The sequence below is a fragment of the Halorarius litoreus genome (assembly GCF_024362405.1).
In the GTDB taxonomy this organism is placed as follows: domain Archaea; phylum Halobacteriota; class Halobacteria; order Halobacteriales; family Haloarculaceae; genus Halorarius; species Halorarius litoreus.
In genome coordinates this window covers 2558124-2579746 of sequence record NZ_CP101454.1, presented here as the reverse complement: position 1 = coordinate 2579746, position 21623 = coordinate 2558124, and the positions used below count along the sequence as shown (strand labels likewise).

Sequence of the window (21623 nt, the reverse complement as noted above, 5' to 3'; positions counted from 1 at the left end):
TCCGTATCTCGCACGCCGGTTCTGACAGCGTTCGGTGAGGTTTCTGGAGTCGTGCTGCATAGAGAGCGCGAGTCGGTCAGGAGATGAACTGAGTACTCTTGATTGAGTACACCGTTGCCCGATTCCCGATTACCAGGTCAGGCAACACCCACGGTGACCTCGATGGACTCGGGATAGAGATCTACGTACAGGCCTGCCGAATCGGTCTTCGAGTCTTCGAACTCGTGACTTCCAGTTGGTCCGTTCTCTACCGCGACGTGAACGGTGAGTGTTCTCTGACCACTGAATTCCTCGTACGTCCGCTCTGGCTGGGCGGTATCTCCAGTTGGGACAGAGAACGTCCGATCGACCACCTCCTCACCATCGGCAGTCGCTCGGAGCGTCACCGTGAGTGCCTCGGACGTGTGGTTGTCGAACTGAACGTCTGCTACGTCGTCGGGAGGGTCATACGTCAACACAGTCTCCTCTTCGGGGCTTGACGTAGATCCCCGAGCAGGGCTTGACTCGGCTTCCGATTCGAAACACCCACTCACCGAAACGAGTCCTGCACCCAGCGTCGTGGCGACTGTCCGCCGATTCATACCTTCAACTGTGGAGAGGGTGTGAAGTGTCTTGGGCTACACTCTGGGCAGAATATCGGTTCTAACGGGAAGTTCGGGTCTCTTTTCCACCGCTCTCTACCGCTGGCAGCGTCCCCGAAGATAGCGCGAGGAGTTCTGCTGCATCCATCCTCTGTATCTTGCACGACGCTTCTAACAGCATCTGAATAGGTTTCGGTGGGCGTGCTGAATACATAGCGCGAGTCGGGTTCGATCTTCCAGCGCCCGGGGAAGCGTATTCGGCTCAGTCAGCCCACGCTTGCTGGAATCAGACTGGTGCTGCTCGCAGGCCAGCCACGTGGCGTTGCTTAGCTGGTGCCCACACGGTTTTCCCGTTCGTTCATTACACGGTACCTGGCCCATATGAGAAGCCCGACGCCGACGGCACCCAACAGCAGTCGGATGAGCGGAGAGACAAAGGGTCGGTCCAGGGGCGCCGCCTCGACCAGCGCGACCGCATAGTAGCCATCGTGGACCTTGTAGATGCGTCCAAGAACGTGATCCTGCGGCGGCATCGTCGAACGTCGCGTCCCACCGTGACGGACGAGGTTCACGGCGAATGACTCGTACTCTGGGTCGCTCGGGAGCGCGGAGGCGTTCTCTGCGAGTTCGGCACGAACTCGATGGGGTGAGACCCGCTCGACGTCGTACTTGAGTCGTTTGTAGTAACTACCGTTCAGATACACGAACTGCGGCCCGGATACGCGATACTCTCCGTACGAGGTACCGACTGGTCCGTTCTCGACGAGATAGGTGTCGTACTCACACCCCCTGGGGAGTGTATGGTGGTCGGTGTAGTCACAGCCGATGCCCTCGAGATCGTTGAGGCTGATGACGGAGAAGTTGGAGCTGTCAGGGGGGTCGTACGCGAGTCGGTTCTCCTGTACCTCGACTGGAACGCGCGTGTAGGTGTATCTCGTCTCGCCTTCCGCTGGGAAGAACCAGACGGGATTGGCCAGTAGGCCGACGGCAACCAGTATAAGTAGGGCCGTTACGAGGGGACGCCGGGGCATGCGAGTAGCGCGTCAGTAACCTGTTAGAAACATCTTCTGCCGGACATCGCCGGTAAAGGTCAGTATGGCGAGTGCCAGTCACAGAACTGGAGTGAGTCCTCGCGTGGCCACCGTCGAGGAGACACGACCGTACCACTGAATCGCGACCCACACGGCCGAAGGGACCTCGTGGTTGTTGCCACCTCGGCCACCTCTGGTTACAATAACCCCAGCAATCCTATCGCACCAGACTCATAAAGCATCTTGAAGATGTGGCGCCATGAACCGACGCCAGTTCCTCGGCGCCCTTGGCGTGACCGCTGGGGGAGTCGGTGGGCTGTCGACGCGGGTACATCTTGGTCCCCTCTCCACGTGGACGTCCGAATCAGGCACGTGGCCGCTCTCTCGATACGATCTCCAGAACACCGCTGGGAATCTCCACGCGTCGCCGCTATCGAACCCGTCGTCAAGTGGCAATCCGGGCCGGTCGGGAACGTGAGTGCACTGGTGGCCGACGCCCCTCCAGGAGGTTCTCGAGCCGACCTTGCTCGTAACGGACGACCAACTGTTCGTGGCTGGCCGGAGGGTGTTGGTCTCGATGGCGCCAATCGGGTTCGCCACTCGAGTAATCCTGTTCGTCGTCTTCTGGGATCTGCTCGTGATCAGCGAGGGCGTGCTGGGACGTTAACTCTCCGAGGTACCTGTGAAGACAGTCCGTCTTGGTGGCGCATCAGCCAGGCCACATAGGGACAGAAGTTCGGGGGCGAACACCCATTGTGCAGCCGTGGGAGGAAGTTGAGCAGTGGACACCGACCGCAATTAATGGGCGTAGCACACCGTGAATTCATGCTGAATCCACCCTCTAAGCCTTGTTTAGACGCTCTTGATTGGACAAGTCAGGAGCCACGTCGGCTGGATAGAACCAGCCCATGAGGAGGTCTCGACCGAATCTTGTCGATTGGAGAGCGTCTGGAGAAGACTAGCTGCACTGCGTCTAAACAAGGCCCACGCTCAATATTCAGCACGCGACTTCTGTCAAGGTCTGAGGATTTCAACAGAGCCCCCCGAGGAACAACTCTCCAGAGTGCGCTTCAAAGCTCCCACTGTTCTCACCCTCAGTGAGAGGCGAGAGCACGACGAACATCATCGCTCACAGGGCAGTGTTTCTGTGGAGAATCAGTATTGCGTTGGCGACGAGGATAGTCAGGGGGTGCTAACCGAAATCCGAGCCGTCCCGAATAATTAACCTCTCTGGTTGGCTTGACGGTATTGGATGGACTATCCATTCTCGTCACCGGGGGGGTATGAAGAGGGACTCAATCGGCAATTCGCGGGCTATCTGTTTTACAGCCTGCAGACGGACGAGACCCTCCTCAATCACATTCAACAGGACATCTCGATAGAACTCTCGGAAGGCGCGGCCCTCGTGGCGAATCAAGACTCACCGCTTCAACGAAATACGGACGAGGGGACGAATCGAGAACTCGACTGGGTGGTCCGAGATGACCGCCTGCTCGTCGGCTACGAGTCAAAGTACGGCGACACGCTCACTCGGTCGCAACTCCGTGACGAACTCGCCAAACTGCGCGTAAACGCCGATGGGCGAGAGGTACACCTGATTGCAATTACGCCACACACAACACGCCCAGCCGTACTCAACGACTTCGACGACGAGCCAGTGTCCTGGCTGAGCTGGTTCACCGTCGCACGACGGCTCAATGACCTCGATGAAGCAGAGATCGACCCGGAACAGCGACCGATTCTCCGGATGCTGCAGGACCTCTTTGAGGCAGAAGACATGCACCCATTCACTGGTTTCACCCACTCCGACAAACAGCAGTATCGTTACTTCATCCGCGACCTGCGGCAAGAACTCGCCGAGACCGACCTGGAGAACACCGGGAAGGTCCACACGTGGACGACCGAAAACGCAGATCCAGCGGGTTACAAACGCATCATCCCGAGGTATGTCGACATCCCATTCGTGAGCACCGCACGTCCAGATACCAGTCGTGACACAAAGCGTGGGTCGTATCTGGCGGTCATCGTCGACACCGAGACGCATGAGGTCCACGCCGGAATTGCATTGAATGTCCGTGAGAACGAGCGCCACGCCGAATACGTCGCCGAGCACACTGACGACCTCGTCGACCACGCCGAAGAACACGGACTCTCGTTTTGGACCTCGATGAACAGCCTGAACCAGTGGAAGTCTCCCGCCCCGAAAACCGATGACCCAGCCGAGATGCGAACGTGGCTTGAGGCAGGGGGCCAGAACGAAATAGAAGTCGATGGGACCTCGTTCAAGAAGGCGTTCTTCGTCAAGGCATGTTCCGGGTCAGATCCGGCGTCGCTCATCACGGCGGCCAAATCGGTGCTCCTTGACCGATACGAGGAGTTCCTGGTCGACGACGCACTATTCCCCTATGCGACGCTTGAGTGATGATGCTCTCATTACCACCAACGCAGCAGTCCTGATTCCGTGTCGAGGGTGGCCCGTTGAGGCCACTACAGCCACCGAGTACCGAAGCCACCCCCGCCAAAACCCCCCGTCGTTTCATTGCATCTTACTGTCGTCAAAACATCAAAACCGTTCGGGTCGACTCGCTATCCCAACCTATCCCAACCCCGGCACCCGGGTTTATCATGTCCCCTACAGTACCGGAGGAGTGAATGGAAACGGATGCGCGCGTTCTCGACACCCAGCACGTCCCTCAACACGAGGACATCCTGGTCGCGCGCAGCGACGAACTCACCGCACTCACCCAACCCGTTCGCGACTTTCTCTCCGGGTTCCCCGATACACACGTCCTCATCACCGGCCCCACGGGGACGGGCAAGACCTTGCTCTCGAAGTTCGTCATCGAGCGCGTCTGGAAGGAGGACCCCGCCGTCGAGACTGCCTACGTCGACTGCTGGGAGCACCACTCGACGCACGCGCTGTACCGCGAACTCTTGCGCCCGCTCGGCGAGCACGTCACGCTCGACGAACGCGGTGTCTCGAAGATCCAGCTCCGCGAGCGGTTTCGCCAGGCGGTGGACGACCCCTACGTGGTCGTGCTCGACGAACTCGTACAGCTCGACGATCTCCGCGAGTTCTTCACCCTGTATGGGATGGAGAACGTGTTCGTCATCGGCGCGTGCAACGACAGCGATGACTTGCTCGCGCGGATGGATGCCGCCGAGCAGTCGCGGTTCCGCGGCGGCCGACACATCGAACTCAACCGGTATGCAGACGCCGAACTGTGTGAGATCCTCCGCAAGCGCGTACAGTACGGTCTCGACCCCGCGGCTGTTCCCGACGCCGTCATCGAGCGCATTGCTGCCGGTGCCGGTGGTGACGCACGAGTCGCAATCGAGTCGCTGTACAAGGCCGTTCGTGAGGCAGGCCGGCAGAACGAATCGGTGCTGTCCGTCGAGTCGGTACCGGCGGCCATCGACGACGCCGAGGTGACGATTCGCCAGCGGTCGCTCTCGAAGCTAAAGCGACGCCAGCGCCGGCTACTCACGCTGCTCTCGGAGTTCGGTGGCTGGGCTGCGATGAGCGATATCGAGGATGCGTTCATCGAGCGGTACGAACCCGTCTCACGTGAGACGATTCGGAAGCATCTCCGGGCTCTGATCCACTACAACCACGTCGAGGAGAAAGGCAAGAAGCGATGGAAGCGGTACCGGGCCGTGACCGAGGTCGACGCCTCCCGGTCAGTCGTGTAGGGAGACGAAGCTCTGCTGAGTCCCGGAGAGTTCGATAGGAACGGGTGCTGAATATTGAGGGTGAGTTCAGCACCGAGTTCCGGTTCGTTTCACGTTCAGACGAGTGATTCAGCCGGTGATGTTTGCTGTTATAATTATATGGGTGAATAGTGTTGGGATTTATCCCTGTAGCTCGTATTAGATAGATCGATAGTGGAATACGAAATCCCTTCGGGGATGACTGTCACTCAAGCAGTTATCACGAGCGTGAGCATATCAGAAAACATCCCTGAAACTGCCCTCCCGATACTCTACGACTCAATCGACACCGACGCACTAGAAGCAGTATTTGCAGGGCGAGGCCGTTCACACATTTCATTCCTTTACAGTAACTCCCTCGTAGAGATCTACAACAGAGAAGATCTCACGGTCGAACCTGCGGGGACAGTGTCGAAATGATAACTCCTGTAGGAAGTGAGCCACCTGTATCTCCCCCACATAGTCAATATGCATAGCAATTCTAGAGTCCGGTCTGGAATCGATGGTCTGGATACATTACTGAACGGGGGATTCCCCCCGAACCGCACGTACATGGTTCGTGGACGCTCCGGAACGGGAAAGACCATCATCGGCTATCATTTTCTCGCTGAAGGAATCAACAACGGAGAAAACGTCCTGTACATCACGTTCGAGGAACCGGCGGTCGAGCTGATTGAGAACGCAAAGACCCTCGGATTCGACTTCTCGGAGGTACCTATACTCGACCTGAGTCCAACGGGGGGTGAGTTCACCGACGAGGAGTCGTACTCTGTGCTCATGCCGAGCGAGGTTGAGGGAGAGTCGACGAGGTCAGCTATCACCGAAGCCGTCGAGGAGCACCGACCCAAGCGTGTCGTCATCGACCCCCTTTCACAGCTACGCCATCTCTCTCCAGACGAGTACCAGTTCAACCAGACGGCTGCTTCCCTGATGCGGTATCTCAAGGACAAGGGGGCGACGGCGCTCTTTACGAGTCAACCGGATGCAGAGCAGGCCGACAAAGACCTCCAGTATCTCTGTAACGGCTCGATAACCATCTCTCGGACCGATGAAGGTCGGTTCCTCAAAATCGAAAAGCTCCGGGGGTCGGACTTCCGGAGCGGCACCCACGCACTCCGCATCGACGACGGCCGAGGAATCCGTGTATTCCCCAAACTCCGTCCGGAGAACCGACACCACGGGACGGCGTTCGAGACGATGTCAACGGACGTTGAGTCACTCGATGCGTTACTCGGAGGCGGCATCGAACGAGGAAGCATTACGCTCATCTCCGGGCCGAGCGGTGTCGGCAAGTCGACAACCGCTACAACGCTGGCCAAGGCCTTCGCCGCCCGGAACGAGCGAACGGCTCTCTACCTGTTCGAGGAGAGTGAAGAGAGTTTCAAACACCGCTCGGCAGCCGTTGGGTATCCGTTGAGTGAGTACATCGAGTCGGGTCACATGGCTATCGAGGCCATCGAACCACTGACACTCTCTACCGACGAGTTCGCCGACCAGGTCCGAACTGAAGTCCAAGAGAACGACACGAAGTTCGTGCTCATCGACGGGACTGCCGGCTACGAACTGAGCCTCCACGCGGAAGGAAGCGACCTCCGCAAGGAACTGCATGCGTTGGCACGCTATCTCCGCAACCTCGGCGTGACGGTGGTGATAACCGATGAGATCCAGAGTGTCACCGGTGGGTTCCGAGCCTCTGATAGCCACGTCAGCTATCTCGCGGATAACATCATGTTCATCAGATATATCGAGGTTCGTGGTGATATACAGAAGGCAGCCGGCGTTCTGAAGAAGCGGTTCGGGTCGTTCGAGTCTACCCTGCGTTCGTTTCGTATAGATAATGATGGGGTTCACATCGGGGAACCCTATACTGACCTACGTGGAGTCCTGACCGGGACACCTACATGGGACGGTGAAACGTAACCGTGAGCAACGAGGAGTCCCTGTTGGGTGGAAAGGAGGGACTCCGAACACCGACGGGTAGTGGCAGAATTCTACTCCTCGTTCAAGGCGAGCGCAACCGAAACCTGCTCGCAGACCTGCTTGACGATTACGAGGTAGTTGAGGCCGCCCCAGATACCGACGAACCGCTACCTGAGTTCGACCTCTGTATCGTCGGCGAAGCGAGCTACCGTGCGGTTGCCGACACGCTTGTGGACCGAAAAGAAAACGCAGGAGAACGGTACCTACCGGTACTCCTGTTGGTTGGAGAAAGCGGGGGACACGAGACATCTCAGCGGTTACACGGAGTGGCCGACGATACGCTACAGATTCCAGCGACAGAAGCGGTCATCAGGTCGCGTGTCGAGTCGCTTCTCCGGACCCGTCATCAGTCACTGCAACTCGCGGTGTACCGTCGGGCCATGGACAACGCAACCACCGGTATCACCATCGCAGATGCTGACGACGACCAGCCGCTGACCTACCTCAACGACGCATTCGCGGAGATAACCGGGTATGACCGCGAGGAAGCGCTCGGTCGAAACTGCCGATTCCTGCAGGGTAAAGAGACAGAACCGGAGACGGTGGAGCGACTCCATGATGCCATTGAAGCAGGCGAGGCCGTAAGCGTCGAACTCCGAAACTACCGGAAAGACGGGACCGAATTCTGGAACCACCTTGAAATCTCCCCTGTCTACGATAACGCCGGGGAGCTCACCCACTACATCGGTTTCCAGTCGGATACCACTGCCCGGCGACAGGGAAAGGAGCAACTACGTAAGGAGACAGAGACCCTCGAACGGCTGTTTGAGGCGAGTCCCGTCGGGATCACAGTGCTCGATACCGAGGGACAGATTACCCGCGCAAACGCGACAGCTGAGGAAGTCCTTGGACTGGAGCGCTCAGATGTGGTTGGTCGCACGTTCGACGAACCGAGCTGGGAGATCGTCGGAGAGGATGGTGAACCGCTCGACAGCGAGGAGCTCCCGTTCAGCCACGTGATGACGACAGGCGAGACCGTTCGGGATTACCACCACGGTATCGCCGAGGGAGGCGAGACACGCTGGCTCTCCATCAACGCCGCCCCACTGACCGACGAGTCGGGCGAGCGAACCGGCGTTATCACGACCCTTGAGGACATTACTGAACGGCGAGCGCAGGAGCGTGAACTGGAGCGACTGGTTAATTTACTCGACCAGACACAGGCAATCGCCAAGGTCGGCGGCTGGGAGATAAACACCGAAACCGACGAAGTCGAGTACACCAAAGGCCTCGCCAAACTGGTCGGCACTTGGCCGCGAACCGAGTTCACCCTCGATGAGGCGTTCAGGTTCTACCATCCGGACGACGAAGCCGATGCCCGCGCAGCGTTCGAGCGGTTGGTGGCGACCGGTGAACCACAGGAGCTCGAGACTCGCATCCAGACTGCGTCCGGAGAGACCCGGTGGGCACACATCCGGGGTGAACCCCACGAGTCCGATCCCTCTATTTATCGGGGTACAGTTCGGGACATCACCGAACGCAGAGAGCGTGAACAGGAACTCGAGCGGTACGAGCGTATCGTCGAGGCGGCGAGTGACCTGATATACACCCTTGACGGAGACCTGCGGGTCACCTCGTTCAACACTGCAGTAGCTCAGTTTGTCGGACGTTCAACCGACTCTATCAACGGCGAGCATCTCTCCACCGTGTTCGGAAACAAACATACCGATGCGCTAGCGGACGTATTGACCAAGCCCATCGCCGAAGAGATGACGGAGGCGACGGTGGAGACGACACTCGCTAACGAAAGAGGCGAGGAGCGGACATTCCAAACGACCCTCTCGGTCGGTGTGTTCGACCAGAAGGCCGGAGAGTTGGTTTGTATCGGGCGAGACGTCACTGAGCTGCAGGAGCGCGAACGTAGACTGTCCGTGTTCGATCGGGTGCTTCGGCACAACCTCCGGAACAAGATGAACATCATCCAAGGGTGGGCGGACATGTTGATTGATGACCCGACTAAGGGGATGGCATCAGACGCCGCCGTCCATATTCAGGAAGCAAGCGAGGAACTGCTGAACCTCTCCGAGCTTGTCAGAAAGTTCAATTCTGTAACGGACCCCAGTGCATCTGACCGGGTCACACTAACAGATGTGGCGAAACGCGTTGAGAACGTCGCAGCTGAGGCGAAGTTGAGTTATTCAGCTGCGTCTATCACGGTTGAGACACCGCCTGTCGCAGAGGCATGGGTCCACGAGTCATTCGAGCTGGCCCTGGACGAACTAGTCGACAACGCGGCTAAACACAGCGGGAAGCAACCATCGATCCACCTTTCGGTCACAGTAGATGACGAGTCGGATGCTGTGGTTGTTCGCGTCGCGGACGACGGGCCGGGGATTCCTACTATTGAAAAAGAGTCGGTCACCGTAGGACAGGAGTCACCACTCCAGCACACCAACGGACTCGGCCTCTGGTTCGTTCGGTGGATGGCGACGAACAGCGGTGGTTCAATGCGTATCAAGGATGGTGAACCCACAGGGGCGGTTGTCGAGCTTCGGTTCTCACGGTAGTGATCTAACACTTCGTGGCGGAAAAGACGCGGCGGATTGACCCATGTTGTACCCGCTAGAGGCCATCCCCGCGTATTGTACAAATTCGGCTCTGTTGAAATCCTCAGCAGCTAACAAACTTGGAAGGGGTTGGTAAGTACAGTGTTCGAGAGTAGCAAGTTTCTCTATTGACGGGGCTGAAACGTGTGTGACTCGTCTCACTTGGACGAGTGTATTGATGACTCGAAAGGAGTTGCAGTGCCTTGCGGTGGCAAGCTAATTGCTTATCCGGTTGTCGGACGTTCTTTCAGATAGAATGTCCCTCTCAGAAACTGTCTCGAAGATCAACAGTCTGAGCGACGAGCAACGCGACTGCATCGAGAACTGTAACGAGGCCGCAATGGTCTGTGAATGGTGTGCCGATGAGTGCCTCGGCGACTCTGACATGGAGGAGTGCGCCCGACTCTGCCGGGACGTCGCCGATCTCACGTCGCTGCACGCGCGCTTGATGGCCCGAAGTTCTAACTACAGCAGCCAGCTCGCGCAGGCCTGTGCCGACGCCTGCGAGGAGTGCGCCGACGAATGTGAGAACCATGATGCCGACCACTGTCAGGCCTGCGCTGAGGTCCTCCGGAAGTGCGCCGACTCCTGCCGGAGTATGGCCAACTAGCGACGATCGAGAACACATCCACTGCTTCTTTCGCTACTGCTCAACCGGTGAAACCTCGTAGCTGGATTCAAAAAGATGGCTCTGTTGAAATCCTATCGTTCCAACAGTTGTCTCGCTGGAATAGCCGTTAGGTAGGTGTGCGAACCTAACTACGAAGTTTTGACAAATATTTTCCGTCTCGTTTGCGACGTTGGCCTGTGAGCCCTCCAACGAGAAAGATTGCACTCAGCCTTTTCGTCGGCCTGCTCGTCGCCACGGCGGGTTGTAGTGCATTCCAGAACAGCAGTACCCCAACCGATAGGATGCAGTTGGTCAATCAGGATAATGTCAGCCATGCAATTGTGATTGAAATCACCAGTGGCGAAGAACTGGTGTATTCGGCCGGACGGACGCTAGAGGCCGAATCGGATACTCCGCTGGACGCGTTTGGCGAAAACGGCGAGTATCAGGTTGCGGTGACCGTTGACGGGAACACAACGGTGAAGACGTACACCTTCCCAAGCGATGATTCGGCAACCACAATCGGCATCAACAACGATGGACAGGTAACAATCAGTACATAGCCTATATCTAACGTTCAGAGTGCCTTGTCGATGTTGTGAATGAGACACCCAACAACGAGTTCACGAAACTGTTTCCACCAGCGCCGTGAGCGGACGAATGCGCCGTACTTGCGTTTGAGGCGAGAATTTACGGTCTCGTTCTGACTGCGCTGACCGTAGATGTCGGCGTCCAGTCGAGCGTTCCATGCTTTGTGGAGTGACGAGAACTCGCGGTGTTTGATGAGCGGTCGAACACCAATTTCACGGGCCAACGCGCGAACCTTCTGGTCATCGTATCCCTTATCGCCAAGAAGAACCGCTACTTCTCCGGTGTTTCGCTTGATGAGCGACGGCGCAATCTGCGAATCGTGTTTTCGCGTCGTAGTCACGTGTACGTCGAGAATCGCGTTCGACCTCGTGTCTACGAGAAGCGTGACTTTCAACTGCTGAATCGTCAACTTCGCTCGCTTCGTGTAGTGCTTCGAGGCGTGGCTCCGGTCGAAGCCTGAGGCGTCGATACCGACGACACCGTTGGTCGGGAGAAATGTGACCGAGAGATTGAGAAGAACCCGCCAAACAGCCATATTGAGTCGACTGAACGCTTTACACAGCGTCGAAGGAGACGGGAGTTCCTCAAGGTCGATGGCGCTCCGAATCCGGGGCATTTCGATGAGTTCGTCGAGAAGCGTTCGGTACGTCGTATTCTTCCGAACCTTGAGGCACAGCAGAACGATATGTTGGTGGAGTGTGTACCGGTGTTTCGAGAACTTCGAGGAGTACCGAGCGACAGCTCTTCGAGCCAAGTGATACGCCTGCTCAACAAACCGGAGTAACCGCGACCTCGGGAGGGCCTGCATTCGGTTAAACTACCGGCCGAACCTGTAACCCTCTGAGAATTTCAACAGAGCCTCTTCTACGTATTCGGTATGCTGACTATACCCGCTGTCTCGCGCACTCCTCTACTTGGAGCACCGGACATTTCTGAGAACGAGCCTGGTCGAATTGGTCACGACGCGGTAGCGATCACGTCAGAGAGGGGCTACGGGGAATAGCTGTGCCGAGTAGAACATCAGGACCCGGTCAGTGCGGAGAATGCCTCCGTGACGTCGTTCCGGCGGATGTAGAGCACGACGAGTCCGAGGACGAGAAGACCGACTCCCCACCAGACTGAGTCTCCGGGGATCAGCCAGAGAACGATGCTCACGATGCCCGACGACACGAGCGACCAGCCAACTGTGGTTTGATACGCCATAGTGAGGGTTCGTGTCCGCGGTGGTTATGCGTGACGCCGCCCCGCGGCTTCAGAAAGAACTCGACAGACGTGGCTTCACACTGCCGGCGATCACTACGCATATCTACTGACCGTCTAGGTCATCGACATCGGGGTGAAACGAACAGCGCCGTCGTGCTGGACTCACCCTCTATATCTCGCACGTCGGTTCTGACTGGACGCTGGTAGTTCGCTGAGGTCGTGCTAAATAGAGGGCGCAAGTCGGTCACGAGCGTGAGGTCGCTTTGGAGTCGATCAAACCGGTCAATACTCTGCAAGGACAAGTTGTTCTAAGAGGATAGGCTCTCTTGGTGGATACTCCGCCATACATGAATCGAAGTAGCTACCAATGAGCGCCCATAAGGGGGGAGGTAAGGCGACGACCGCTGGATGATATGTCGGATTCTGAGTCTCGAACGCTATTTTGGGAGGGGGTTAGAGACTCACTCCCGATCCAATTGGGTAACTTCCCATTTGGAGTGATTGTCGGGGTAACGGCCGTCGAACTTGGGTTCAGTACCCTTGAAGTAATATTCATGTCGGCTACCGTCCTTGCAGGGGTTTCTCAGCTGGCCGCAATTTTCCTCATGGCGGAAGACGCGCACATTGCCATCGTTGTACTATCGGTCATTCTGATTAATATCCGGTTCCTGATGTACAGTGCTTCCCTGGCACCGATCTTTCAATCGTACTCTCGCCTGCGAAAAGCCACCTTCTCATTCTTCATTACGGATCCGGCTTTTGCACTCTCCATTCCGCGTTTCCGAGATCCCCAAGAAAATAAATCTCACTGGTACTTCATGGGGAGTGGCGTCTCGATTTGGTTCTTTTTCGTCCTTGGGACCGTCGTAGGTGCGGGCTTGGGCATAGAGATTCCCGAAGCGTTTCCTGTCAACCTGGTTTTCCCGCTCGTACTCATTGCGTTACTGTTCCCAGTCCTCGAAGATCGGCCGAGTGCGGCGGCAGCTATCGTCGCTGGCAGTGTTGCAACCGCGGCTGCCCCGCTGAACCACAACCTCGGGCTTCTCGCAGGCGTGTCGTGCGGACTTATTGTGGGGGTATCTCTCAAACGATGAGCGGCATTGAGACTCTATCAACAACCTGGCTCTGGTTCCATCTCATCGCGATCGCAACCATCACGTATGCCCTCAGATCGTCGTTCATTGCGTTGTTCAGCTATTACGACGTGCCTGCCCAACTGGAGGACGTTCTGGAACTCGTGCCACCAGCGGTCTTTGCCGCTCTGGCAGTACCTCCCCTCTTGTACCGAGACGGTACGTATTATCTTTCGCCAACGAATCCGTTCCTCATCGCCGGACTGGCGGCAGGAGTCGTCTCCTGGAAGACGGAGAGTCTCTTTAGAACAATTGCGACAGGCTTCACAGTATTCGTTGTGGTCACCTACGCACCAATTCTCTGACCGACTGAGGGGCAAGGACGTGTCCACACACCGCTATAAGAATCGTGCACGCGAGAGCCGGTTCGAGGTCTGAAGTATGTCACAGTGAGAATAGAGCGAAAGAACCGCCCCTGCGTTCTGTATCCATCCTCTGAGTGTTGCACACCGCTACTAACAGTGTTCGTAGAGGTTTCTGAGAGCGTGCTGAATACAGTGCGCGAATCGGTCACGAGATGCCGCTCAAACACCGTTCATTTCAACAGCCCCGAGAGGATCTTCGCTATGAGACGCTAGCTGTCTCCGGGGTTTAATTCCAGTGGACGCCCGTACCGCGCTACGCACCACGTCTCGGTACCGAGTGACTATGCACGCTGCCGATGGTTCCCGGCACGTCACCGAGGGTAGGCACGGGCGGTCGGCGTTCAGCCGGGACATCCGCCGTCTCGCACAGTCGATGTCGAGTCTACCAGACGAAGGGACAGCGACTCGGTCGATACACATGCTGCTTCCTGCAGCGGGGGGCGGTACCGCCGCAATCCCGGGCGAGTGAGCTGCTAGTCGTAGTAGTCGAGTCGATCGGTGACTTCGACAAATGGAACGGATACGTCCGGGGGGAGCGATGTTCCAGAGGAAGCCGACCAGGAAAAGTCTTGTAGAGACTCGACGGCATCGGACCGGCGTACGAGGAACGTCTCCACGACGCCGGGATTTCTACGGTGAGCCAGCTCGCAGCCGCGGATCCGGCCGCGCTCGCCGAGCGACTGGGTATTAGTGGCTCACGAGTTTCGTCGTGGGTCGAGCAAGCCCAACAGCTCTCCAGCTATTTCGCTCACCGCGCTGTCCCCCTGAGAGCTGTCCCGATGACATCTACGACGGTTCCTATGTAACGATGATTCCACCGTCGATTTCCATGTATGGGTGTCCATAGCCACAGTAGGTCAGACAACTTAGTGTGTAATCGCCCCGTTGCGTCACTCCTAACTGACGAACGATGGGTCTGGTGGCATTTTGCGGAAGTGCAACTGGGTGCATCATCATGCCACCGCCCATGTGAATCTGTCCGGAGGGCATGATTGCCAGGCTATGATCTGGGTACTGCTCGTTCGCTTCTTCCAGCAGTTCGTGGAAGTCGCCGTCGGCCGGGGCCGGGATGCGTTCCGCATTTCGTTCTTCGAGGGCATCGTGGTCGGGGAGGGCGTCTTGGACCGCTGCTGGAAGGGACTTGACGGCTTTACTCGCGAGCGTGTTGAAAGCGACCACACGGAGAACATCGTTCCGTTCCAGACTGATGCGGTCCTGTTCCTCGCCGGATTCGTCGACGATGATGAAGCCCCAGTGGTACGCCCCAACGTAGATCGTTCGATCAACGCCGCCGCTGCTCCCTGGAAGATTGCCGACACAGCCCGAGAGACTCGCGAGGCCGGCTCCGAGCGCAGTGAGGAACTCGCGTCGCCGTCCTGTCGGGGACATCTTGGAACCTATTTTGACTCCTCGCGGGTGAGTTTCGCCCGCCGTTCCTCGAACTCCTCATCGGAGAGGTCGCCGCGTGCGTATGCGACTCGGAGTTCCTCGAGCGCCCTGTCAGTGGTTAGCGACGACCCGACACCACCGACGAGGCCGCGATAGAGGAGGTAGCCGATGCCGACGAGGACGACGAGCCAGACGAGCATCATTCCGATGCCCCACAGCGGCGAGAGGCCCCCGGCCGTGCCGCCGCCCCACCACCAGCCCATCATCCCCATCATCGGGGCGGCGAAGACCATCATCAGCATCGGAAACAGGACGATTACAGCGAGGACTATCAGGACGATGCGGAGCAGGCCGTCGGAGGAGCGCTCTGTCGACATGGTGTACCAGTAGAGACGTTCGTCCACGACGAGCAAAAAGTTGGTCGGCTGGCAGTACGGCTCCATGAACGGCCTGAAAGTCGGAGACAGACACGATGTTGATCCGTGTCTTTTTGAGGTGAATCCACTCAGCAGCAGTCGTTATTGTCGGGTGACCACTCGCACGCGTCGCCCGTCGTCAAGTCGTGTTCGTCGATGTCCACGGAGAGGCGAACATGAACGCGAGGACGTTCCTGTGTTTCGACTCGCGGGTGATCAAGTCGGCAGCATATGGCCTCTCGCGGCTCGGGTTGTATCGCCCGCCCTGTCGTCGACGCAATCGGACTCGGTCGACTAACGGAACTCGTCTCGACACTCTCGGTCGGCGGGGATGGGTTCGCTGTGACGGTCGAGGTTGATGGGCAGGTAGATTCGACTGCGAAGACGCTGATGACGGCAATCGATGGGCGAGAACAGAGTCGAGCGACCGGTATCATCGCAGCAATCGTGTCGATGGCCATTCACGATACGACGGTTCTCGATGGGGTTCATCAAGTCCACGAGATCTTGGATTCCGAACCGATTTTCGACGTTCTGCGAGACCAGGGATACCGATTTACGAACAGCGAGCGAATGCGCAAACGAGCGAGACAGTCACACCAACACTCTGAGTAGATGCCGATGACGAATAAGCCAGTTTCCGTGGGTGGACGCACAATCGCACCGGGGGAAAAGCAGTCATTCCGTTTCGCGTGTAGTGAGACGTATCACGGAGACTCGCTCGAGATTCCGGTAACGGTGATCAATGGGATGTCGGACGGCCCGTGCGTCTTCCTGACGGCGGCCGTCCACGGAGACGAACTAAACGGCGTCAAGATCATCCAGGAGGTCGCAGATCGCTACGAGCCCGAGGACCTCCACGGTGCGCTTGTCTGCCTCCATGTGCTGAACGTGCCGGGGTTCCTCGCCCAGCAGCGTTACATTCCCATCTACGACGAAGACCTCAATCGGTCGTTCCCCGGGAACGCCCGGAGTACGATGGCCAAACGGCTCGCGAACACGATCTACGAGGAGTTCATCTCGAAATGCGATCTCGGGCTGGACTTTCACACATCGACGCGCAATCGGACGACGATGTACCATGTCCGCGCCGATATGAACGACCCAGCCGTCAATCGGCTCGCTCGGGCGTTCGGCACGAGTATCATCCTTGACGGCGAGGGCTCGCACGGGACGCTCCGGAGAGTGGCCTGTCGAGACGGTATCCCGACGGTTACTGTCGAGATGGGGCGGGCCCACCGGTTCCAGACGGCGCACCTCGACCGGGCGCTCCACTGCGTCGCGAGCGTTCTCGCCGAACACGAGGTGCTTCCTGACCAACCAGTCTCTTGGCCCGGGTGGACCCACGTGGTCGCCCGTGGCGGTGAGAAGACGTGGCTCCGCGCCGAGACCGGCGGGCTCGTCGAGATGGAGTGGGGCCCGCACCCGCTCGTCGAGGAGGGAGAGCCGCTGTTCACGATCTCCGATCACTTCAAGGACGACGTGGAAGTCGTTCGCGCGCCGTCGACCGGCCTCGTCGTCGGCGTCCTCGAAAACGCAGTAGCGTACCCAGGGCATCCGCTGTGTCACTTCGTGAGTATCGACGAAACGACCGCCGACGTAATTCGCGACGACATCGAGCGGGGCGTGTTCGACGTCTACCGCGAAGGCGGCTTCCAGTGGCCCGAACCACGATGGTATGCCGAGCACAGCCAGCACCCGAACTCTGAACACGGTGGTGATGCCCCTGACACGACGTAAACTCACAATCGACCGGCCCGGCGGCAGCAAGCAGACGACTATCGACTTCGACGTAATCGGTAAGAGCCCAGATGCTCCGTCGTTCCTTAGAATTGAACACGCGACAGCGAGCGTCGAGATAAAAGCAGAGCTGGAAGCGTTCTTCGACGCGTTCACACGATTTGCATAGTACAATCAGTGGGCACCCGAGATGCAGGGCTCTGCCCACTGGCTGACCATTGAGGAGGATGGTCCAGTGTCGAAGTTCATCGCCTACGACAAGCCAGGGACGACCCACCTAGCACACTACGGTGAATTGAAGTGTTGCTGCTTGCTGCATACACCCTCGATATCTCACACGGCACTTCTGACAGGGACTGGTGAGGCTTCTGAGGCCGTGCTGAATACAGGGCGCGAGTCGGTCACGAGTTAGTAGTCGTAACCAGTTGATTGGAGCGGTCGATACAGAGGGTCTATCACTCGACCTGAATCGTCTGCCGGTCGTGAACCGTGATGGTGTATCCAGCATATGTGAACTGGACTTTAGGAGTGGCTTCTGGCGACCTGGTTGCGTGTTCGAAAATCGACTCGAGTGCATCAACGTCGATTGCGTCATACAAAGGCGGAAGCTCCTCTTCCGGCGTTCCGTCTTGCTGCGCTACTTCGGATAGCACTCTACCTGAAATTCCCCCCACTTCACCCATAAACCGGGGTAAGAGTCTACAAAAATGAATTCTTTGTATTATTGCAGCCTACAGAACACCATAGAATCTCTCCAACCTCCTCAGATGCGAACCTCCCGGTGAATAGGCCCGGGAAATGAGACGGAATCTGAACGAGTAGCACACCACGAGTCCGTGCTGAATTTACCCTCTGAATTCAGCACGCCGTTTGTATCAAATCCCGAGGATTTCAACAGAGCCCTCAAAGCATATACCGAACGATGACTGTTTTTACTCCAGTGTCCCTGATAGCGTCGTTCCGTGAGGAACCGTCCCTCCGTCGGCCGGGAATCGCCCTTGTCGGCCTCCTGACCATGATCTTGATCGGTGAGCGGCTGCTCACGATGGCTGTCGATGGGGTTCGCCAGGGTTCCTCGGGGTTCCCAGTGTGGCTCCCTGAACTTGGATCAATCGGTGAGACAATTGTATTCTATAGCATGCTGTTCGATGTCCTGAAATTCATTGCAATCCCGGCGGTCCTCATGTGGTTCGCCTACCAGTACGGTCGTTACTCGGCCAGTACGTAGCACTCTTCAGCGACCGGTTGGTTTATACTGTATTGTGCCTGATAAATGGGATTTCAACTGAGCTGTGACCAATTAGCCCCGGAGTTCGACCAGCAAAGAGAACGAGTAGCATACCAAGAGTCGGTGCTGCATACAGCCTCGAGATCTCGCACGACGCTTCTGACAGCGTTTGATGAGGTTTCTGCGAGCGTGATGAATAGAGCGCGCGAGTCTTTCAACTCCGAGTAGTCCGAATCGCCTGTTCAAGACCCAACCAAGACGAGAGTCCTTGCGTTGAGGAACTATCCCTCCCACAAGACACATCCTCATTGCAGGAGTTGCCAGCGATATGAACAGTAGTCAACAGAATCACACACCACCTCGATTGAATCGTTTCGGGGGAGCGCTACTCGTCTTCGCACTCGTAACCGCCGTCATTTCGTACCCACCCCCCAGAACTGGTGTCAGGCCCCTTTTCGGACTGGGAAATATGTTACTTCCACTCTTCCCGTCGGCAGGGGCCGTTCTTCTCGCCATCGTTGGTGGGATACTCGTGGCTCGTACTCTCGTGGGTGGACAAACGGGGCGTGTCCAGCGGCTCGCTCTCAGCGCGTTGATTCCCGTTGGTGCCGTAACTATCGTTGGCGGGTACCTCACTGTCGTAGCAGGATTCGACGTGAGTCTTCCGTTCATCATCGGCGTATATACGATGGCAGCGATGGGTGGGTTGGCAACCGAGCTGGTCAATTGAATGTACCCCTCGAATCTCCCGGCGTGCTCCATCCACCCTCGATATCTTGTACACCATTTCTAACAGCATTTGGTGAGGTTTCCACGCCCGTGCTGCATAGAGGGCGCGTGTGTATCGGTCTCGACTGAGCGTTCTCAGCCTCGTCGACTCCCGGTAAGGTATATTAGCGATACGACAGTAACCTCGTCTATGGAACAGCGTACCCTCCTCAATCCGCGACGACTGCTTTGGCTGGTCGCCCTCGCAGTCGCCACAATCGCTATCAGTGTCGCCGGGCTCAATATCTACAATATTCAGTCGCAGTCTGATATGGTCGTAACATTCGTTGTCATCGTCGCCGGCGGATATCTCGGCTTGACTGCCAGCGATATTGTGTTGGACAAGTGGCTGGTGAGGTAAGACTGCGTGAACTGCACTACGTCGGTATTTTTCTACGAAAACGAGTGATACACTCACCCTCTCTATCTTGCACGGCACTTCTGACAGGGAATGGGTAGGTTTCTGAGGTCGTGCTGAACTCAGAGCGCGAGTCGGTTATCAGCGAAGGGGGGCACCGAGCGGTACAGACGGAAAGACGACTATTTCGGCCTTGTTGAAATCCTTTCTGACAATCATGACTGAGGACTAGCTAATGGAGAGATGGACGCTCTCCCGAAGTCACGGCTTCTTCAATTCGTTGAACGGGCGATGGTGCTGGCTCGCCGTGCTGTTCCACGGTATTCCACTCGCTATTCACGGAAACGGTTCACGCTTCGCCAGCACGTCGTCCTGCTCTGTCTGAAGGTGAAGAAGACGACCACGTACCGCGATCTGGTTGATGAACTCATCGAGATGCCTCGCATTCGTGACGCCGTCGATCTTGATTCGATCCCTGCACCCTCGACACTCTGTAAGGTATTCGACCGCTTGGAGATGGCTGTCTGGCGGGTTCTACTGAATGTTTCCCTCTCGGAGATGCCGCTAAACGGCGTTACCGGCATCGATGCTTCGGGGTTCGAGCGGGCGTATGCATCAACTCACTACACGAAGCGAACGAATCTCACCATCCAGCAGCTGAAGACGACGCTACTGGTAGATACGGCAATTAACGCCGTGCTCGACATCCACGTGACGACGACACGAACACACGATACACAGATCGCGCCACAGGTGGTCAAACGGAACGCGGACTCAATTGAGGTATTGACTGGCGACAAAGGATACGATGACCAGACCCTCCGTCAGCTCACACGGAAGCACGGTATTCGACCGCTCATCAAGCATCGAGAGTTTTCATCGCTCCAAAAGGCATGGAATGCACGGTTGGATAGCGACCTCTACCATCGACGAAATATGAACGAGACAGTCAATACGGCGATCAAACAGAAATACGGTGCGTTTGTGCGATCACGCCGCTGGTGGAAGCAATTCCGCGAACTCGTCATCAAATGTGTCGTTCACAACATCGAACAGACGCTCACGTAGTTCCGTCCGTCGTAGTCACAGACGTCAGTGGCTGTAGATGGTCTGAGACCACAATCAACAGGTGGTCGTTCACACCTGCTGAGGCTCAGAGAGTTCATAAACTTGAATCCAGCCGTCACTCTTGACTTTCACGAGGAATTCGGTGTACTGGAACTCGACCGTGCCGACGCCCTGGCGAGACTTCTCGCCCATGTTCGGCCCGAAGAACGCGTCTTCAATCGCTGGTACGTCCACGGTTTCGTACAGCGGCGGCGATTTTACCTCACTTGGGGAGACGCCTTTGGCCTCTGCGATGACGTAGACGATTGCAGTCGTGAGTCCACCCCGCCCATCGGGTTCGTAGTGACGCTGTCCCACCTGCGACCAGTGCGTATCGGCACCACTGGTTGGGTCGTCGTCACTTTTGATTCCACCGTTAGTCTTCTCGCTCATCCATCTCACTCCGTGCGTGCGCTTCCTGATTCGAGTCGAGGCTGGCACCAATCCCTTCGAGGGCGGTCAAAACCTGTTCGGCGTGTTCGGCGGTCGTAATCGTCTCGGTCGCCTCGTCGAACGTAATAACATCTTCGTCAACGAGCTTCGGGACGTGAGCGTGGTAGAGCGAGACGTACACCTCTTCGCGCTGGTCTGCCGATACTGCGTGTTCGGGAATATCGTTCTCCCACGCGGCGATTTTCGTCGCCAAGTCGGTCAGCGACCACTCGGTGGTTTCGAAAAGGGTGTAGCACAGGTAGCGCCGTCGGGAGTGTCCTAACGCCTCGTACACAGGTTCGATTTCTAGAAAGTCGGGCGACGGCAGTTGTTTGTCGGGTGGTGCAGAAGCGTCGGATGTGGCTTTCTCATCGGTATCTGGTTCGCCAGCCATTTCTGTAGAATGAACGCGGGGTGCATTAACGGTTCCCCGG

The 21623-nt window shown here is 57.2% G+C and carries 25 protein-coding genes; 16 read left to right on the top strand and 9 right to left on the bottom strand.

Annotated elements, in window-relative coordinates:
• Window positions 1-137: 137 nt before the first annotated feature.
• Together NL126_RS13375 and NL126_RS13370 are read right to left on the bottom strand one after the other, a co-directional pair.
• Complete coding sequence (locus NL126_RS13375) at window positions 138-581, bottom strand: hypothetical protein (RefSeq protein ID WP_255195377.1); 444 nt, start codon at window positions 579-581, stop codon at window positions 138-140.
• A 326-nt stretch (window positions 582-907) separates the two neighbouring features.
• On the bottom strand, window positions 908-1612 hold the full coding sequence (locus tag NL126_RS13370) for a hypothetical protein (RefSeq protein WP_255195376.1): 705 nt from the start codon (window positions 1610-1612) through the stop codon (window positions 908-910).
• 259 nt (window positions 1613-1871) lie between these two features.
• Here NL126_RS13370 and NL126_RS22070 point away from each other — a divergent pair, with 259 nt between their 5' ends.
• From NL126_RS22070 to NL126_RS13335, 8 genes are all read left to right on the top strand, one after another.
• Window positions 1872-2090 (top strand): twin-arginine translocation signal domain-containing protein, encoded by a 219-nt coding sequence (locus NL126_RS22070; RefSeq protein WP_350355456.1) that lies wholly within the window; start codon window positions 1872-1874, stop codon window positions 2088-2090.
• Window positions 2091-2864: 774 nt separating this feature from the next.
• Complete coding sequence (locus tag NL126_RS13365; protein ID WP_255195375.1) at window positions 2865-4034, top strand: hypothetical protein; 1170 nt, start codon at window positions 2865-2867, stop codon at window positions 4032-4034.
• A gap of 230 nt (window positions 4035-4264) precedes the next feature.
• On the top strand, window positions 4265-5305 hold the full coding sequence (locus NL126_RS13360; RefSeq protein WP_255195374.1) for a Cdc6/Cdc18 family protein: 1041 nt from the start codon (window positions 4265-4267) through the stop codon (window positions 5303-5305).
• Between the two features lie 192 nt (window positions 5306-5497).
• Window positions 5498-5743, top strand: a complete 246-nt coding sequence (locus tag NL126_RS13355; protein ID WP_255195373.1) for a HalOD1 output domain-containing protein — start codon at window positions 5498-5500, stop codon at window positions 5741-5743.
• Between the two features lie 48 nt (window positions 5744-5791).
• Window positions 5792-7243, top strand: a complete 1452-nt coding sequence (locus tag NL126_RS13350) for an ATPase domain-containing protein (protein WP_255195372.1) — start codon at window positions 5792-5794, stop codon at window positions 7241-7243.
• A 2-nt stretch (window positions 7244-7245) separates the two neighbouring features.
• Window positions 7246-9810 carry a PAS domain-containing sensor histidine kinase gene (locus NL126_RS13345; protein WP_255195371.1) on the top strand — a complete coding sequence of 855 codons (2565 nt, stop codon included), beginning with the start codon at window positions 7246-7248 and terminating at the stop codon, window positions 9808-9810.
• Window positions 9811-10105: 295 nt separating this feature from the next.
• Window positions 10106-10459, top strand: a complete 354-nt coding sequence (locus NL126_RS13340; protein WP_255195370.1) for a four-helix bundle copper-binding protein — start codon at window positions 10106-10108, stop codon at window positions 10457-10459.
• 197 nt (window positions 10460-10656) lie between these two features.
• Window positions 10657-11022: an Ig-like domain-containing protein gene (locus NL126_RS13335; protein WP_255195369.1), complete on the top strand. Its 366-nt coding sequence runs from the start codon at window positions 10657-10659 to the stop codon at window positions 11020-11022.
• Between the two features lie 14 nt (window positions 11023-11036).
• Here the strand turns inward: NL126_RS13335 and NL126_RS13330 are convergent, their stop codons facing one another.
• Together NL126_RS13330 and NL126_RS13325 are read right to left on the bottom strand one after the other, a co-directional pair.
• A complete protein-coding gene (locus NL126_RS13330; RefSeq protein WP_255195368.1) occupies window positions 11037-11858 on the bottom strand; it encodes an IS5 family transposase in 822 nt (273 codons plus the stop codon).
• A 212-nt stretch (window positions 11859-12070) separates the two neighbouring features.
• Window positions 12071-12253, bottom strand: coding sequence for a hypothetical protein (locus NL126_RS13325; protein ID WP_255198902.1), 183 nt, complete (start codon window positions 12251-12253; stop codon window positions 12071-12073).
• A 413-nt stretch (window positions 12254-12666) separates the two neighbouring features.
• On the opposite strand from NL126_RS13325, the gene NL126_RS13320 reads away from it, so the two are divergent.
• From NL126_RS13320 to NL126_RS13310, 3 genes are all read left to right on the top strand, one after another.
• Window positions 12667-13347: an AzlC family ABC transporter permease gene (locus NL126_RS13320; protein WP_255195367.1), complete on the top strand. Its 681-nt coding sequence runs from the start codon at window positions 12667-12669 to the stop codon at window positions 13345-13347.
• Window positions 13344-13691, top strand: coding sequence for an AzlD domain-containing protein (locus tag NL126_RS13315; RefSeq protein ID WP_255195366.1), 348 nt, complete (start codon window positions 13344-13346; stop codon window positions 13689-13691). Before NL126_RS13320 ends, NL126_RS13315 begins: the two co-directional genes overlap by 4 nt.
• A gap of 647 nt (window positions 13692-14338) precedes the next feature.
• On the top strand, window positions 14339-14557 hold the full coding sequence (locus tag NL126_RS13310; protein WP_286670845.1) for a helix-hairpin-helix domain-containing protein: 219 nt from the start codon (window positions 14339-14341) through the stop codon (window positions 14555-14557).
• Here the strand turns inward: NL126_RS13310 and NL126_RS13305 are convergent.
• Together NL126_RS13305 and NL126_RS13300 are read right to left on the bottom strand one after the other, a co-directional pair.
• On the bottom strand, window positions 14550-15140 hold the full coding sequence (locus NL126_RS13305) for a hypothetical protein (protein ID WP_255195365.1): 591 nt from the start codon (window positions 15138-15140) through the stop codon (window positions 14550-14552). The genes NL126_RS13310 and NL126_RS13305 overlap by 8 nt on opposite strands.
• Before the next feature lie 8 nt (window positions 15141-15148).
• A complete protein-coding gene (locus NL126_RS13300; protein WP_255195364.1) occupies window positions 15149-15517 on the bottom strand; it encodes an SHOCT domain-containing protein in 369 nt (122 codons plus the stop codon).
• Between the two features lie 660 nt (window positions 15518-16177).
• Between NL126_RS13300 and NL126_RS13295 the strand changes: the two genes are divergently transcribed.
• Window positions 16178-17296: a succinylglutamate desuccinylase/aspartoacylase family protein gene (locus NL126_RS13295; RefSeq protein ID WP_255195363.1), complete on the top strand. Its 1119-nt coding sequence runs from the start codon at window positions 16178-16180 to the stop codon at window positions 17294-17296.
• Window positions 17277-17465, top strand: a complete 189-nt coding sequence (locus NL126_RS13290; protein WP_255195362.1) for a hypothetical protein — start codon at window positions 17277-17279, stop codon at window positions 17463-17465. The genes NL126_RS13295 and NL126_RS13290 overlap by 20 nt, the downstream gene beginning before the upstream one ends.
• Before the next feature lie 286 nt (window positions 17466-17751).
• Here the strand turns inward: NL126_RS13290 and NL126_RS13285 are convergent, their stop codons facing one another.
• Window positions 17752-17979 carry a HalOD1 output domain-containing protein gene (locus NL126_RS13285; RefSeq protein WP_255195361.1) on the bottom strand — a complete coding sequence of 76 codons (228 nt, stop codon included), beginning with the start codon at window positions 17977-17979 and terminating at the stop codon, window positions 17752-17754.
• A gap of 257 nt (window positions 17980-18236) precedes the next feature.
• On the opposite strand from NL126_RS13285, the gene NL126_RS13280 reads away from it, so the two are divergent.
• The 3 genes from NL126_RS13280 (at window position 18237) to NL126_RS13270 (ending at window position 20718) form a co-directional block, all read left to right on the top strand.
• On the top strand, window positions 18237-18524 hold the full coding sequence (locus NL126_RS13280; protein ID WP_255195360.1) for a hypothetical protein: 288 nt from the start codon (window positions 18237-18239) through the stop codon (window positions 18522-18524).
• Window positions 18525-19443: 919 nt separating this feature from the next.
• On the top strand, window positions 19444-19653 hold the full coding sequence (locus tag NL126_RS13275) for a hypothetical protein (protein WP_255195359.1): 210 nt from the start codon (window positions 19444-19446) through the stop codon (window positions 19651-19653).
• 240 nt (window positions 19654-19893) lie between these two features.
• On the top strand, window positions 19894-20718 hold the full coding sequence (locus NL126_RS13270) for an IS5 family transposase (protein WP_255195358.1): 825 nt from the start codon (window positions 19894-19896) through the stop codon (window positions 20716-20718).
• A 69-nt stretch (window positions 20719-20787) separates the two neighbouring features.
• Here NL126_RS13270 and NL126_RS13265 read toward each other — a convergent pair whose 3' ends face one another.
• Window positions 20788-21150, bottom strand: coding sequence for a HalOD1 output domain-containing protein (locus NL126_RS13265; protein WP_255195357.1), 363 nt, complete (start codon window positions 21148-21150; stop codon window positions 20788-20790).
• Window positions 21134-21583, bottom strand: a complete 450-nt coding sequence (locus NL126_RS13260) for a DUF7344 domain-containing protein (protein ID WP_255195356.1) — start codon at window positions 21581-21583, stop codon at window positions 21134-21136. Before NL126_RS13260 ends, NL126_RS13265 begins: the two co-directional genes overlap by 17 nt.
• Window positions 21584-21623 lie beyond the last annotated feature (40 nt).